This window comes from Pleurocapsa sp. PCC 7319, from assembly GCF_000332195.1.
Taxonomy (GTDB): Bacteria; Cyanobacteriota; Cyanobacteriia; order Cyanobacteriales; family Xenococcaceae; genus Waterburya.
Window position 1 is genome coordinate 158,713 of the sequence record NZ_KB235919.1, and the last position, 13,870, is coordinate 172,582.

The following is a 13,870-nucleotide window of genomic DNA, read 5'->3' on the forward strand; positions in this document are numbered from 1 at the left end:
TTTTGGATGTTTAAAATCACTTTAAAACTCCTCAGATTTAACTAATTCAAGTATCTGAGGAGTTGAACCTACTCCAAAAAAGTCAATCGGACTTTTTTACTATCTTCTAAGCGATTGCTGGTTCTTTGTCTCCTTTGGGAATACCAACTAGCTTAGATTGCTTACTCCAGAAAAAGTTGCGGTCAATTTGCTGAGTTCTAATTAGATACTCCAGTTGCTTCAAGCGAGTAAATCCCTTGAAAGTGAAAGTCTCAGCAGACATATCTATTTGGGTAAATACATCAAATAATTGCTGAGCACCACTTTGAGCGTTCCAATCACATTTAAATCCTGGCAATGTTTGATTAATTTTCTCAAAAGAAACTCGGTAGCTACGGTTATCGCCATCACTCGTACCAAAACTGAGCTGACATCCTGTAAATACTCCAGCAATAGTCTCAGCAATTTCTTTCACTTGATAGTTGTGAGCTGTATCACCAACATTAAATATTTGCTGGTGTACTACATCCCTTGGGGCTTCAAGAGTGCATAAAATAGCCTTACAAATATCCAAAGCATGAACTAGAGGACGCCAGGGAGTACCGTCGCTGGTCATCTTTATTTCTTGAGTTGTCCAGGCTAATCCCGATAAGTTATTTAAAACAATATCAAAACGCATCCTAGGAGAAGCACCGTAGGCAGTGGCATTACGGAGAAATGTGGGAGAAAAATTATCATCAGCTAAAGGCTGAACATCTCTCTCTACTAAAGTTTTGCATTTAGCATAATCAGTTTGAGGATTGACAGGTGATGATTCAGTCACATAGTCCTCAGTCGCCACACCATAGACGCTACAGGAAGACATATAAACAAAACGTTCTACCCCTGCTGCCTTAGCTAATTCGGCAAGACGAACTGACCCCTGATGATTAATTTCGTAAGTAATATGAGGGGCTAATTGACCAGCAGGATCGTTGGAAAGTTCTGCCATATGAACTACGGCATTAACTCCCTCAAGGTCTTCATCTGTAATATGCCGAATATCTTTATTGAGGGTTTTAGCAGTTAAATCAGTACCGTTAAAAAGCCATCCTACTTTATAAAATCCTGTGTCTACGCCGATTACTTCATGCCCCTTTTGCATTAAAAGAGGAGCTAATAAAGATCCAAGATAACCTTCTGTTCCGGTAACTAATATTTTCATAATTGATAACAAATGGTAAGTTTTATTGATTTGATTACTTGTTTACAACAATTATTGTTGCTACTTTTTTCCAGACATTAGCTTACAATCGCTCTGAGCACTTAACTTTAGTGACTCGCCAGCTCAATTTATAGTTAAGCCAAAAATTCCAAATTGTTACTGCCGCGATCGCAGTTAGGTTGGCTAGATATCGGTTGATGTCTAACAAATTGAACAGCAAATTCAAAAGTAAAACATTTAAAATTAATCCTCCTAGACAGATTAGGTTGAACTTAAGCAATCTTTTCCAACGCATGCCCCATCCCGGTTGAAGATTGGCGATATCCCCAAAAGTCCAACGGTCATTCCAGCAAAAGTTGTTAATGATAGCTAATTCTGCTGCCATAATTTTGCTACGAGTCAAACCCCAACCGAGGGAGGTCGGATCACTAAGTAGGTAAAAAATAGTCATATCCACGAATACTCCGCTTAAACCAACCAGACAAAAGCGGATAAATCGGCTAGCAGGAAACTGGATGTATTTTTTAAGACGACTAATTCGCCCTCGAGCCAGAGACAATCGTAACAGATGCTGTAGATACTGTACATATTGTTTCGGAGCAACCTTAGTCTCGCCTTGTTGACGCTCTTGAAACACATAACCAACTTCACTGATTTTGTCTATATTTCCACGACCTAATACCTCAATCAGAATTTTGTATCCCACAGGATTTAACTTATGTCCAGCAATGGCACGACGATGTAGCACAAAATAGCCACTCATTGGATCCGAGACTCGAGCAACAACTTCTGGAAGCATAATTAATCCCAAAATTTGTGCACCGCGAGATAAAAAGCGTCTCACGATACTCCAGTCGCTGACTCCTCCCCGATCAATGTGCCGACTAGCAATTACTAAATCTGCACCCTGCTCAAGAGTTTGTAAAAGGTTGAGTAATATTTCTGGGGGATGCTGTAAGTCACCATCAATAACTCCCAAAATTTCTCCTCTCGCTACCTGCCATCCTCTAATTACAGCTGTAGCAAGACCTCGTTCTCGTTGACGACGCATTACCTGCAACTGAGAATACTCAGCTACAAGGCTTTGAGCTTTTTTCCAGGTACGATCAGGGCTGTTATCATCGACCACAATCAACTCGTAATTGTCAGGTAAAATTTCGTCTAGCAATTTGCCGATCAGTCTGATGATCTGAGCAATATTTTTACTCTCTTGATAAGTTGGAATTACCAAAGAGAAATATACAGGATTGTAAACAGCAATTTGACCTCTAGAAGGAAGTTTAGGAATCACCAACGAACCTTGCGGCTCCGGCACCAGTACCTTACTTCTATTAATCTCCATTACTATAAAGATGATTCGGTTTCTTTAGCATATTCTGCTATTTTAGTGGTCCGAATTGCCGTTCTTTTAATTGGTGCTAGCTCAACAATATTTTCAACTATAGCTTTTCCAATTTCGATGGCGGAAGTTGCTGCTGGAGAAGGTGCATTACATACATGAACTGAATTATGATTAGACACAATCAAGAAATCATCAACTAACTTGCCGTTATTTCTTAGTGCTTGAGCGCGAACTCCAGCATGAGTTGGTAGCAGATCTTCTGCTTGAACTTCAGGGATCAATCTTTGCAAACTACGTACAAATGCCGCTTTGCTATAAGAGCGAATAATTTCTTGTATTCCTTCATCCCTGTGTTTAGCAGCCAATCTCCAAAAACCGGGATAGGTCATCACCTCCACAAAATCTCGAAGGTTGAAGTCTGTTTTTTGATAGCCTTCTCGTTTAAAGCTGAGTACCGCATTAGGTCCTGCATAAACACTACCATCAATCATCCTAGTAAAGTGAACTCCTAAAAAAGGGAACGCTGGATTAGGTACTGGGTAGATTAAAGTGTTGACTAAAGAGCATTTTTCTGGCGTGAGCTTGTAATATTCTCCTCGAAAAGGAACGATTTTAGCTTTTGGTTTAGCTTTATCTAGTTTGGCAACGCGATCGCTCTGTAAACCAGCACAGTTAACGATAAATCGAGTAGTAAACTCCCTTTGAGAAGTTTCTATTACTGTAGTATTTTTGGTGTGATTAATTTTAAGAACTTCAGTATTAAGAAACAGCTCTCCCCCCTGTAGCCTAATTAAATCGGCAAACTTTTGAGACACTTGTTGATAATTAACAATACCCGTGCTAGGTACGTGTAAAGCAGCCAGACAGCGTACATGAGGTTCAATTTCTTTTACTTGGGCGGCATTAATTTTGCTGACTTGCAAACCATTTTCTAATCCCCGTTGATAGAGATTTTGTAGTAGTGGTAATTCCGATTCTTCCACCGCCACAATAATTTTGCCACAGATATCATAATCAATATTATGCTGCTGACAAAATTGCACCATTGAGTGATTTCCTGCACGACAAAATCGGGCTTTAAAACCACCAGGCTTATAATAAATTCCTGAGTGAATTACTCCGCTATTATGTCCTGTTTGATGAAAAGCCCACTGGGATTCTTTCTCTAAAACAGCAATTTTAGATCGAGGGTAGTTTTGACTTAAAGTCATAGCAGTGGACAGCCCCACAATTCCACCACCAATAATCGTAAAATCGTACATCAAATATTTATTTAGTTTAGTTGTTTAATTTAGCTTGAGTTACCAAATTTTCCATGGAGCCTGGTTATTTTGCCATAAACCTTCTAAATATCGTTTGTCTCGCAACGTATCCATTGGCTGCCAGAATCCATTATGTTTGTAGGCAGATAGTTGTTCTAAATGAGCTAATTTCTTTAAAGGTTCTTGTTCCCAAACTGTGGCATCATCGGCAATAAAATCAATTACTTCTGGTTCAAGAACAAAATAACCACCGTTAATCCAAGCGCCATCGCCTTCAGGTTTTTCCTGAAAGCTGGTTATTTTCGTCTGTTCTTGACCCAAGACAATTGCTCCAAAGCGTCCTGGTGGTTGGGTCGCAGTCAAAGTTGCCAAGGTTTTTTGTTCACGATGAAAAGCTATTAATTCGGTGATGTTGATATTACTAACTCCATCGCCATAGGTAAAACAAAAGGTTTCGTTAATATGCTCGCCAACTCTTTTAAGTCTACCGCCCGTCATGGTTGATGCTCCGGTATCGATCAGGGTGACTTTCCAGGGTTCAGCATTGCCACGGTGGACATTCATCTGATTAAATCGCATGTCAAAGGTGACATCAGACCTGTGCAAAAAGTAATTGGCGAAATATTCTTTAATTACGTAGCCTTTATAACCACAACAAATAATAAAATCGTTGATTCCGTGGGCAGAATAAATTTTCATAATGTGCCACAAAATCGGCATGCCACCAATTTCTACCATCGGTTTGGGTCGAATACTGGTTTCTTCACTTAAACGAGTTCCCAATCCACCTGCTAAGATTACGGCTTTCATTAGTTTGACTCCTAATTATAGTTACTTATTTCAACTGATGCGAGCTGTTCTAGCGGTTTTGAACTGTCTATTGCTGAACAACTTGATAATTGGCCAGGCAGTAGCCTTCATTAAATCTTTGGTTAACCAAACGCTGTTCCAACCAAGCCATGGCAGTATCTGCAAATAACATTTGATTCTCTCTTGCCAGTTTAAAGGGGCTTGACGAATAACAGAAATATATTCTCTTAACCACTTCCATCTAGTTAGATGCAGTTTTCCTTTTTTAGTTGGATCGTACCAGGCGATACGTTCTCGGAAAGGGCGATGAGCTCTCATCGAGGTGTCAGGATGATCTCGTTTCCAGAATAAATAACTGGGAACTTCATAAAATTTGCCATAGAGAGCTAGTTTACCTAGTAAAACTAAATCAGAGGAAGGATAACTTCCTAAAGGTAATAATTTGGCAATCACGTCTCGTCGTATCAAACCATGGAAGGGATGACAATGATGTCCGTTACGGACTAAATGGAGATAAATTTTAAATCGTTCAGCAGGTTGAGCAGATTGTAAGTGAAAACGATCTTCATGTTTTTCAATCTCAGAACCATGTTCATCAATAATTAAGCTTTTGGGATAAGCCAAGACGAGGCTAGGATCTTCTTCTAAGATTTTGACACATTGCTCCAGGAATTCTAGAGCACATAAATCGTCATGACAAGCCCATTTGAAATACTTTCCAGTGGCCAACTCAGCTACCCGATCAAAGTTCCAACCAGCTCCTAAATTATTTTCCTGGCGATAGTAACGAATGCGATGATCTGTGTTGGCGTAATGGCGACAAATCTCTTCTGTTCTATCCGTTGAGCCGTTATCAGAAATAATCAACTCAAAATCTTTAAAGGTTTGACCCAAGATAGAATTTATAGCACTGTCTAAGAAACGCTCGCCATTATAGACAGGCATACCAACACTGACCAAAGGTTGATTTTGGTTCATGATTTTTGTTTTTCTTAATTTAATAAAAAGTTAAGTAGGAAAAAAAGAAGCAAATAACAACTGTCTAACTCGATCTTATCGAATGCTAAATTTTCGATAATTCTGGCGCACTACGCATTTTGACTACTCGAGCGGGGGCGCCTACTGCGATCGCTCCGGGAGGAATATCTTTGGTGACGATTGAACCCGCTCCCACCACTGCTCCCTGACCAATACGAACACCATCAAGAACAATCACCCGATAACCAAGCCAAACATTATCTTCAACAATGATGCCACCTTTAGTGGTTAAGGGCTGTTGCTGAATTGGTCGCTCTGCCTCCATGCCATGAGCATAAGGATAAAAAGCACAGCCAGGTGCGATTTGTACCCCAGAGCCAACTTTAATTGGTGCTTTATAGCCAGAAAATTGACATCGTGGTTGAATTTGAGTGTCATTACCAATTTCTATAGTGCCGCCATAACCAGTTTGAATATAAGTATCACCATACAAATGAACTCGATCGCCTAAGATAATTTGACCGCCATCTCGGTCTTGAAAAATGGTTGTGCGATCGCCTATAAATATATTCGCTCCTAGTTGCAGTAATTGATGATAAATAGTCGCTCCGGGCGCAATATAACCCTGGGGATGATATCGAGCCAAACAACGACGGGCGTAATATGGTGGAGCCAGCCAAGTTGCGATTACCGTAGCAATTTTTCCGAGATAACCCCATCCAGACCAACGCATCCAAAACCACATCCAACCAGTTGCCAATAGACCTCGCGGTCCAGCAGCTTGCCATTTAGCTTGCAATCGTCTCCAAGTAGAAGTAGAGTTTGGGGACAAGTTAGTCATAGTAAAATTCTGAGCTAAGGTTATTAGTAGAAGATGGTCCTTTATCAGGAATAACGGGAACTTGATAAAATTCACGCAAATACTTTCCTAGAGAGGGTCCATCAAATAGTTTTCCTTCAAAAGGCTTTGGTGGAGATTTAATATAGTTAGCTAAATCAGAAAACTCAGTGCAATAGATGATGCCAAGTTTTTCTACTGCCTGAGCAAATAATAGTTGATGATCGTCTACGTGTTCGCCATAGTTTTTAAGTCGGGGTAGCAAAACAAAAGATGCTCCCATTTTTGCTAACATCCTGGTGGAACCCTGTCCGGCATGGGAGATTACTAGTGATGCCTCCTGAACTAAATCCTGCATTTCAGATTTAGTAAAGGAAGGGACAGCAGTTAACAAGGGATGATTGAGCCGAGCAACGGAAGTTGCCCCATGTTGAAATACAACTGGTTCGGTAATGATCTCTTGTTTTAAAAGCAGATCTAACCAATCAACAGTGCGATCAAAGGGAAAAATAATTGTTCCTAAAGTAAAGACGATCATAGTAAATTAAGTGACCAATTTTATAGTTCATATTCATATTTATGTAACCACTCCTCGATATTTGGCTTTGGGATAGCGTTCTAAGCATTCTGGCCATTGAACATAAAATTCATCAACGACGTAGTAGACAAGTTTACCGCTCAGGCTGAGAGCTCTGGAACGAGAAATACTTTCAATAAAAACCGTTCTAATACCAAAAAGTTTACTAGCGTAGATAAACGGAACAGCTAAACCAGCTCCAGTGGAAATTACTAAATCTGGTTTGCTTTGGTAAAGAATAAACAGAGCATGGCAAAAATTAATGACTGCTCTACCTAACATCCTGGCTTCTTGCATGATTACCCAGTGGACAATTTCTTGACGACGTAGCCTTTCAGTATCAAATTTGGGGTAAGTCACCCATTCTCGGTAATGTGCCGACCAAAATTCTTTTAAACCCATCATCGTGGCAAAGTGCCCTCCTGGGTTGCATACAAGTAATAATCGCATGATTTTAAATCCCCGATAAGATTAAGATAGAGAACATTGATTTACAGTTCGTGTTTATCAGCTAATAAAATAACCAGTCAATACTGATTTTATTTACGCTTGACTCTTGACTTCTATGCATCGGCAATAATCACTAGCGAGTCAACTCCACTTCATTTTGCATCTGATGATATTGCCATAGTTGACCTTTTTGCTCTAGCAGTTCCTGGTAAGTACCTTGTTCTACAATTCGACCTTGTTCCAGTACCACCACTTTATCTGCCCTCATAATTGTCGAAAGCCGATGAGCGATCGCAATTACTGTCCGACCAGCAGCCAGTTTTTCTAAAGACTCTTGAATTAGTCTTTCGGAAATTGAATCTAAAGCACTAGTAGCCTCATCAAGAATTAATATTTCCGGATCTCTCAGCAAAGCTCTGGCGATCGCCAGTCGCTGACGTTGTCCTCCAGAAAGTCGTACTCCGCGATCGCCCAATTGAGTTTCTAGACCCTCTGGTAATTCTTGAATAAACTCCCAAGCATTAGCGCGCTTAGCTGCTTGCTTAATCCTCGCTTCCTCTACTCCTGTTAGTCCGTAGGCGATATTCTCACGTACAGAGGTGTTAAAGATAAAGGTATCTTGACTAACTACAGCTAATTTGCGGCGCAGGGAATCAATTTCCAATTTTGCTAATTCAACGCCATCAATGAGTATTTTGCCCCTGATGGGATCGTAAAATCTAGTGATTAGATCGGCCAAAGTTGATTTTCCCGCGCCAGAAGATCCCACTAAAGCCACAGTTTCTCCCTGAGCAATGCTGAGAGAAATATCGTGTAAAACTAGCTTATTGGGCTCATAGCCAAAATCTAGACCGACAAACTCAATTTCTCGTTGTAATTTAGTAAATTGAATTTGTCCATTTTTCATATAGGGCTTATCTTTTCTGTCTAATAACCCTCGAATATTAGCTAATGGACCGTAACAGTTACTTAACTTGGCGCGAACTCCATTTAGAGTTCGAACAATGGGTATTATTCTCAGCAAGACAAAGAGAAAAGTGAAAAAACCGGCTTTTTCTAATAGTCCTTGAGGAATTAGAACGGTAACGCCTAGAAGCAAAATGCTAAGTAGCATAATGGTTCCACCCCCTTCTGACAAAGGCTCCACAAACGCCTGTACGGCTCTTGCCTGACTAGAGGCCTCTAATACCTGTTTACTAGCATTGTAAAAACGCTTACGCTCAAAATCTTTAGCAGCAAAGATGTGTACGGTGCGAATTCCATTAATAAGTTCTAAGGATACCGAAGCAAATAGGCTATTGGCTTGAGTGATGTCAAAACTGACTTCTCGTATCTTCCGCAATAGAGTTGATAATCCCACCGCAATTAAGATAAAGAGTAGACCTGAAATAATTGTTAATTGCCAGGATAGTAATAACAGCGACACCATCAATACCACTAAGGTGAAACCCCGAATAATAAACACCGAAATAACATTTAAGGCCTGCATCAGACGGGTGATTTCAGTGGTCAGGGTATTAATTAAATTGCCTGAGCGAGTGCTGGTAAAGTAGGAGATCGATAGAGCTTGTAATTGTTCAAATATTCTTAAACGAATTCGATATGCTAGTTGAATCTGTGAGATGTAACTATAAAGCTGTCCCAAATAGGAAAAACTCAAACGGCAGAAGGTGGCGATTAAAATCACCACTGGTATTCGATATAGTCGTTCCGAAGGCGGTAGATTAACTCCTAAAATCCAGACATCAATCCATTGCATTCCCGTCTGAATCGGTTCAGCATTGGGTTCTGTAAAACTTTTTAGGAAAGAAAGAATAAGACCAATAGTAAATCCTTCAAAAGCAGCAGCTAAGAGAGAAAAAATAATTGCCAGCAAAGCAATGCGACGAAAATGTTTAAACTCTCGCAACAGAAAATAATTGTCTTGCCAAAAACTAGTCGCTTTCATAAAACGACGAAGTAGTTGGGGAATTTTAATACGCATTTAAAACACTGTTTAGCAAAAATAAAATAGCTGTTGACATAATTATCAAATCAAGAGACACAAAGATCCTAGACTAATGTAATAAGTTAGTAATATCCTTACTAAGGAAGAAAAATTTAAACACGCATCTTAACCACTTGAGCAGGCACTCCTACAGCGATCGCCTGGGGGGGAATATCTTGTTCAACCATTGACCCAGAACCAATCACGGCACCTTTGCCGATGTTGACACCAGGCAAAATGGTTACTCCATGACCAATCCAGGCATCATCATCAACAACAATATTGGATGAGTTTAAAATTTTCTCTTGTTGAACTGGTCGATGAACTGGATGAGCATCAAAAATACATTCTGGGGCAATTTGTACCCGATCGCCAATCTGAATTGAGCCTTGCAATGCGGAAAATTGGCAACCCACTTGGACATGGGTATTACTACCAATAGTCAAAGTTCCGCCTTCTCCAGTTTCCAGTACATTATCATTATGTAAATGAGCTCGTGTTCCTAGGTTAATCGTTCCACCAGCAGGATGCTGAAAAATTGTGACGCGATCGCCAATAAAAATGTTTTTTCCTAACTTCAGAGCATTGTGTGCCACAGTTGCACTGGGTGAAATGTAACCCTTGGCGTGATAACGTGCCAAAGACTTACGCATTTTGAAGGGAGGAGCTAACCAAGTCGCCAGCCAAGTAGCGATTCTTCCTGCAAATCCCAAACCTGCAAAACTCATCCAAAAATATGACCAGATGGTTGCCAAAATTCCGTTAATTCCCCGAGATTGCCACACCTGATGAAAACGTTGCCAGCTATTAGATTGAGATTGTTTCACAATATTCATTTTTAAAATTAAAATTTGCCACTTAATTACTAATTAATAGGAAAGAAAATATTTTAGGCACTGTAAAGGGAGCTAATAAAGCTCCCTTTTGTTAGTTAATTTATCTGGGGTATTGTATTGTCCTCATATTAATCTTTATTGAAACGTTTAATGACTCCAACCGAAATCTGTTCCTAAGAGTTCAAATAGCTTATGGTTATGGGGACGAAAGTATTCAGTCAAGCTTTCCCTGGTACTTTCTTTAAGTGGTTCAGGATATTGGTTAAAGTTATGCTTCCGATAATTCTTTAAGGACCAGCTAGGCAGTTTTAAAAAATTAATTACTTGTTTGAAACTGCTTGGGGGGTTTCTGAAAAAGTCTTCGCTGTTAAGAACTAGTAGTTGTTGTTTACTAAATTGTTCCAACCAATTCTGAAGTTGCTCTGCATACAATCCGGAGGATAAATAAGTATAGTTATAAGCTTGAGGCTGGTTATTTCCCGGTCTCCGACCACCGCTTTCAATTTGTCTTACTCTGGTTTCTTCTTGCGCGATCGCCTCTTCAAAAGACAAATTCTCTCGACCAATTCTCTTGGTGTGATGATAATGAGAATAAGCACGATCTACAGGATCTCTAAGTAATGCTATCAGCTTAACGTGGGGTAAAACCTTAGCAATTCGCTTAGGTGCTTTTGGATGGCAAATATAGCTAGCGCTAGCTTCACCAGTGATTAAGGTCTGCGATTCTAAATTAGGCAAAGACATCGGAAAAAAACTTCGATACCAGATATTACCTTTGGCAAAATTAAGATCAAAATAAGAGATTTCTTTCGTGCTAGGAGCACCAATATTTGGATGTTCAATTAGATAGCGAAAAAGTGAAGTAGTACCACATTTTTTAGCTCCAATAATAATAAAACTAGGCATAATTCTGAATGGACTCGTGGCAATTCTACCAGACTTGTTCAATACTCGCTCAACTGTTAATTTACTCATGGATATTGAAGCTATTGTTGATTTTTACAATTGAAGGCTAGTTCGTCATTAATCTCTAATTGACTGTAATACTTAATGAATCAATGCTTATATCGAGTAAGAGCAATAGATAAAAATCTTAATTTTTATCTGCCAACGTACACTATTAAGTCTTTTTTCTTTTGTTCTAGATAATTAGGTCTAATTTTAGTTCTATTAAAAATTTCTGGGAATTTTATCAGATTATTCTGGAACAAAGACACTAATTTATCTAAAGTACATAATATTTTTATATTTATATTATAAAACTTTATTTCTATTTATCCCAATTAAAATTAATATTTATAAGTTGATATAGTCTTTCATTATGTGGTTTATAGTAATCAACTTCTTTCTTATGTGGTTTACCAATATTTGGATGTTGTACTAAAAAATCAAATAAGGAAGTGGTGCCGCATTTTTGAGCACCAATAATTAGAAAATCAGGCATTCTTCTAATAGGACTAGTCAGAATTCTGCCAATTTTTAAACTCTGACTAACTAACTTTTTGTCCATAAATCTTACTATTATTTTGAAAATCTAATATTTTATTATCAAAGAGACCATCGTTGATAGTTCCTAAGGCTTGATTAACAACTTCTTGATATCGATCTAAGCTAAATGTAGCTAAAACTTTCTGACGAGTTCGCTCCCAATCAACAGCAGATGCTGTACCATTAGCAATTGGGAGAATTGATTCAGCAATTGACTCTGGAGTGGGTTGACAAGTCCAGAGATCGGTTTTGGGTTCAAAGAACTCATCTAATGCTGGAGAATTCATGGTTAAGGTAGGAATTCCCATTGATAAAGATTCGATTAATTTATTAGGGACGGTATTATAAGCTTTATCAGTATTGCCAAAAATTCCTAATGCCAAATTGCAGTTGGCAACTAAGTACTGGGGAAGGGATTGGTCAGAAAAGGTTAAGTCTTTCCGCAGAGTAACACAATCATCGAGTTTTTCTAGTTTAATTTTTTCGCAATATTTTAAAAATAAGGCGTTATTTACCCCAAATAGACTACAAGTAAATTGCAGCTTTTGTGCTTTTAAAATTTTCAGGGCTTGCAAAATATTATCTAAACCATGCAGAGGGATAAATGTTCCCCACCAGCAGATTTCAAATCTGTTTTTTCGTACAGGTTTTTCTTGAAAGTTTGAGAGTGAAACATTAAAGTTTGGTGCAATTAAAACTTTATTTTTATCAATTTTGATATCGAATAAATTTTCCCAATAATTAAGTTCATGACTAGCTGTATGAATTATTAGATCAGATTTTGTCAACGCCAAAACATCCCTTCTAAGCATAGCTTGGGCTTGTTTACTACCAGCTTGAACTTGTTTCCCTTTCAGGATTTTTTGATCTCTTACGTAAGTATCGTAGATTGATGTATACATTTCTACGATTAATTTTTTACGAAAACCTTTGGCCGCCCATAAAGCACTTTTAATAAATCTTGTATTCATGGGAGGTAGGTAAATTACATCAGCAAAGCTAGCTTTGACCAACAGTTCAATGAGATATAGAAAATTGAATATTGATTTTTTGATGCCACGATAAAAATCTGGACAAATTAATGAAATATGATGTCCAGACTCCAGCAGCACTTTAAGTAGTGCCTGGGAACGGTAGTCACGAAAGACATTTCCGTAAATTAAGACTTTTATTTTCTTACTTTTAGTAGACATTATTAGTAGTAATGTGGAAGCTCACAACTGCCATTGACTAAGTGACAGACCAGTTAATCGAGCTAAATTGCGATTTTTCTCATAAAAGTATTCTTGGAGATAGTTAGATTCTGCTTCTGAAATATTAGGAATGATCTTATGGGAATCTACTGTGTGTGTATTGATAAATTTTCTTACTTTAGATGGTGCGATAAAACCAAATCCAGAGTAGTCTAATTCTTTAAATATTCTGTTAAATTGACGACCAGCATAGTTAACATTCTGGGTTTTATTTCTATGTTGTTGTAAATTGATTTGAATATCATCAGAGCCAACTCCTAAAAAGTTAAAACACTTTTGAACCAGCTGCCGAGGATCATTTTTCATATCCTCAAATAATACAAACAGAAAAGAATCTAGGGAGAAGTATTCTAGCCACAATGCTAACTGTCCATAGTAATTACTGACATCAACATAGAAAAAGTCTTTTTTGATGGCATCGGGAAAGCTGCGATCTTCTCTTCCGGTATTAAAGCTATGCCAGTAACTTGAGTAAGTTCTCTTAATTGGTTCTCTTAAGAGATAAATAAATTTGGCGTTAGGATTAAGAGCATGAATTCTTTGGGGAATATTATGAAAGCATTTTTTTGATTGGTATGAATTTTCTAAACTCAGGGGGGCAAAGGAATAACTTGTTGAGGCATCAATACAGATTGCATCTTGATAGTTAGGAAATTGAGCTTGATACCAAGCTGAACTTCGATGACTATTACCTGTAAAATAATGTGGTTCTTTGGTTTTAGCCAGGCAAATGTCAGGATGCTGTGAAAGTAAAGAGGCTAGGGTGGTAGTGCCTGCTTTTTGAGCACCAATGAGGAAGACTTGAGGGGAGAACGACATTTTTAAAATACTTTATGTATTCAGTCATTTTTCTGACTGCATAGTTG

The 13,870-nt window shown here is 38.4% G+C and carries 14 protein-coding genes; all 14 read right to left on the minus strand.

The window, feature by feature from the left end:
* Positions 1–106: 106 nt before the first annotated feature.
* The 14 genes from PLEUR7319_RS0102130 to PLEUR7319_RS0102195 all read right to left on the minus strand — a co-directional run bounded on the left by PLEUR7319_RS0102130 (position 107) and on the right by PLEUR7319_RS0102195 (position 13,823).
* Positions 107–1,183, minus strand: a complete 1,077-nt coding sequence (locus tag PLEUR7319_RS0102130) for an NAD(P)-dependent oxidoreductase (protein ID WP_019503560.1) — start codon at positions 1,181–1,183, stop codon at positions 107–109.
* Positions 1,184–1,265: 82 nt separating this feature from the next.
* Positions 1,266–2,525, minus strand: a complete 1,260-nt coding sequence (locus PLEUR7319_RS0102135; protein WP_019503561.1) for a glycosyltransferase — start codon at positions 2,523–2,525, stop codon at positions 1,266–1,268.
* Between the two features lie 2 nt (positions 2,526–2,527).
* Positions 2,528–3,787 (minus strand): L-2-hydroxyglutarate oxidase, encoded by a 1,260-nt coding sequence (gene lhgO, locus PLEUR7319_RS0102140; protein ID WP_019503562.1) that lies wholly within the window; start codon positions 3,785–3,787, stop codon positions 2,528–2,530.
* 39 nt (positions 3,788–3,826) lie between these two features.
* Complete coding sequence (rfbF, locus tag PLEUR7319_RS0102145; protein ID WP_019503563.1) at positions 3,827–4,597, minus strand: glucose-1-phosphate cytidylyltransferase; 771 nt, start codon at positions 4,595–4,597, stop codon at positions 3,827–3,829.
* A 30-nt stretch (positions 4,598–4,627) separates the two neighbouring features.
* Complete coding sequence (locus tag PLEUR7319_RS0102150) at positions 4,628–5,575, minus strand: glycosyltransferase family 2 protein (RefSeq protein ID WP_019503564.1); 948 nt, start codon at positions 5,573–5,575, stop codon at positions 4,628–4,630.
* An 85-nt stretch (positions 5,576–5,660) separates the two neighbouring features.
* Entirely contained in the window at positions 5,661–6,416 is a 756-nt protein-coding gene (locus tag PLEUR7319_RS0102155) for a DapH/DapD/GlmU-related protein (RefSeq protein ID WP_019503565.1), read from the minus strand.
* A complete protein-coding gene (locus PLEUR7319_RS0102160) occupies positions 6,409–6,951 on the minus strand; it encodes a glycosyltransferase (protein ID WP_019503566.1) in 543 nt (180 codons plus the stop codon). The genes PLEUR7319_RS0102155 and PLEUR7319_RS0102160 overlap by 8 nt, the downstream gene beginning before the upstream one ends.
* A gap of 39 nt (positions 6,952–6,990) precedes the next feature.
* Positions 6,991–7,440, minus strand: a complete 450-nt coding sequence (gene pssD, locus PLEUR7319_RS0102165) for a PssD/Cps14F family polysaccharide biosynthesis glycosyltransferase (protein WP_026102255.1) — start codon at positions 7,438–7,440, stop codon at positions 6,991–6,993.
* 133 nt (positions 7,441–7,573) lie between these two features.
* Entirely contained in the window at positions 7,574–9,424 is a 1,851-nt protein-coding gene (gene hepA / locus PLEUR7319_RS0102170; protein ID WP_019503568.1) for a heterocyst formation ABC transporter subunit HepA, read from the minus strand.
* 116 nt (positions 9,425–9,540) lie between these two features.
* The gene (locus PLEUR7319_RS0102175; RefSeq protein WP_019503569.1) at positions 9,541–10,263 is read right to left on the minus strand and encodes a hypothetical protein; all 723 of its coding nucleotides are present in this window, start codon (positions 10,261–10,263) and stop codon (positions 9,541–9,543) included.
* Between the two features lie 147 nt (positions 10,264–10,410).
* Positions 10,411–11,238 (minus strand): sulfotransferase domain-containing protein, encoded by an 828-nt coding sequence (locus tag PLEUR7319_RS0102180; protein ID WP_019503570.1) that lies wholly within the window; start codon positions 11,236–11,238, stop codon positions 10,411–10,413.
* Positions 11,239–11,533: 295 nt separating this feature from the next.
* Complete coding sequence (locus tag PLEUR7319_RS0102185; RefSeq protein ID WP_019503571.1) at positions 11,534–11,773, minus strand: sulfotransferase domain-containing protein; 240 nt, start codon at positions 11,771–11,773, stop codon at positions 11,534–11,536.
* Positions 11,754–12,944 carry a glycosyltransferase gene (locus tag PLEUR7319_RS0102190; RefSeq protein WP_019503572.1) on the minus strand — a complete coding sequence of 397 codons (1,191 nt, stop codon included), beginning with the start codon at positions 12,942–12,944 and terminating at the stop codon, positions 11,754–11,756. The genes PLEUR7319_RS0102185 and PLEUR7319_RS0102190 overlap by 20 nt, the downstream gene beginning before the upstream one ends.
* 21 nt (positions 12,945–12,965) lie before the next feature.
* On the minus strand, positions 12,966–13,823 hold the full coding sequence (locus tag PLEUR7319_RS0102195) for a sulfotransferase domain-containing protein (protein ID WP_019503573.1): 858 nt from the start codon (positions 13,821–13,823) through the stop codon (positions 12,966–12,968).
* Between the last annotated feature and the right edge of the window lie 47 nt (positions 13,824–13,870).

Coding starts and splice junctions, on each gene's coding strand:
- PLEUR7319_RS0102130 (WP_019503560.1), bottom strand. CDS start 1,183: ATGAAAATATTAGTTACCGGAACAGAAGGTTATCTTGGATCTTTATTA.
- PLEUR7319_RS0102135 (WP_019503561.1), bottom strand. CDS start 2,525: ATGGAGATTAATAGAAGTAAGGTACTGGTGCCGGAGCCGCAAGGTTCG.
- lhgO (WP_019503562.1), bottom strand. CDS start 3,787: ATGTACGATTTTACGATTATTGGTGGTGGAATTGTGGGGCTGTCCACT.
- rfbF (WP_019503563.1), bottom strand. CDS start 4,597: ATGAAAGCCGTAATCTTAGCAGGTGGATTGGGAACTCGTTTAAGTGAA.
- PLEUR7319_RS0102150 (WP_019503564.1), bottom strand. CDS start 5,575: ATGAACCAAAATCAACCTTTGGTCAGTGTTGGTATGCCTGTCTATAAT.
- PLEUR7319_RS0102155 (WP_019503565.1), bottom strand. CDS start 6,416: ATGACTAACTTGTCCCCAAACTCTACTTCTACTTGGAGACGATTGCAA.
- PLEUR7319_RS0102160 (WP_019503566.1), bottom strand. CDS start 6,951: ATGATCGTCTTTACTTTAGGAACAATTATTTTTCCCTTTGATCGCACT.
- pssD (WP_026102255.1), bottom strand. CDS start 7,440: ATGCGATTATTACTTGTATGCAACCCAGGAGGGCACTTTGCCACGATG.
- hepA (WP_019503568.1), bottom strand. CDS start 9,424: ATGCGTATTAAAATTCCCCAACTACTTCGTCGTTTTATGAAAGCGACT.
- PLEUR7319_RS0102175 (WP_019503569.1), bottom strand. CDS start 10,263: ATGAATATTGTGAAACAATCTCAATCTAATAGCTGGCAACGTTTTCAT.
- PLEUR7319_RS0102180 (WP_019503570.1), bottom strand. CDS start 11,238: ATGAGTAAATTAACAGTTGAGCGAGTATTGAACAAGTCTGGTAGAATT.
- PLEUR7319_RS0102185 (WP_019503571.1), bottom strand. CDS start 11,773: ATGGACAAAAAGTTAGTTAGTCAGAGTTTAAAAATTGGCAGAATTCTG.
- PLEUR7319_RS0102190 (WP_019503572.1), bottom strand. CDS start 12,944: ATGTCTACTAAAAGTAAGAAAATAAAAGTCTTAATTTACGGAAATGTC.
- PLEUR7319_RS0102195 (WP_019503573.1), bottom strand. CDS start 13,823: ATGTCGTTCTCCCCTCAAGTCTTCCTCATTGGTGCTCAAAAAGCAGGC.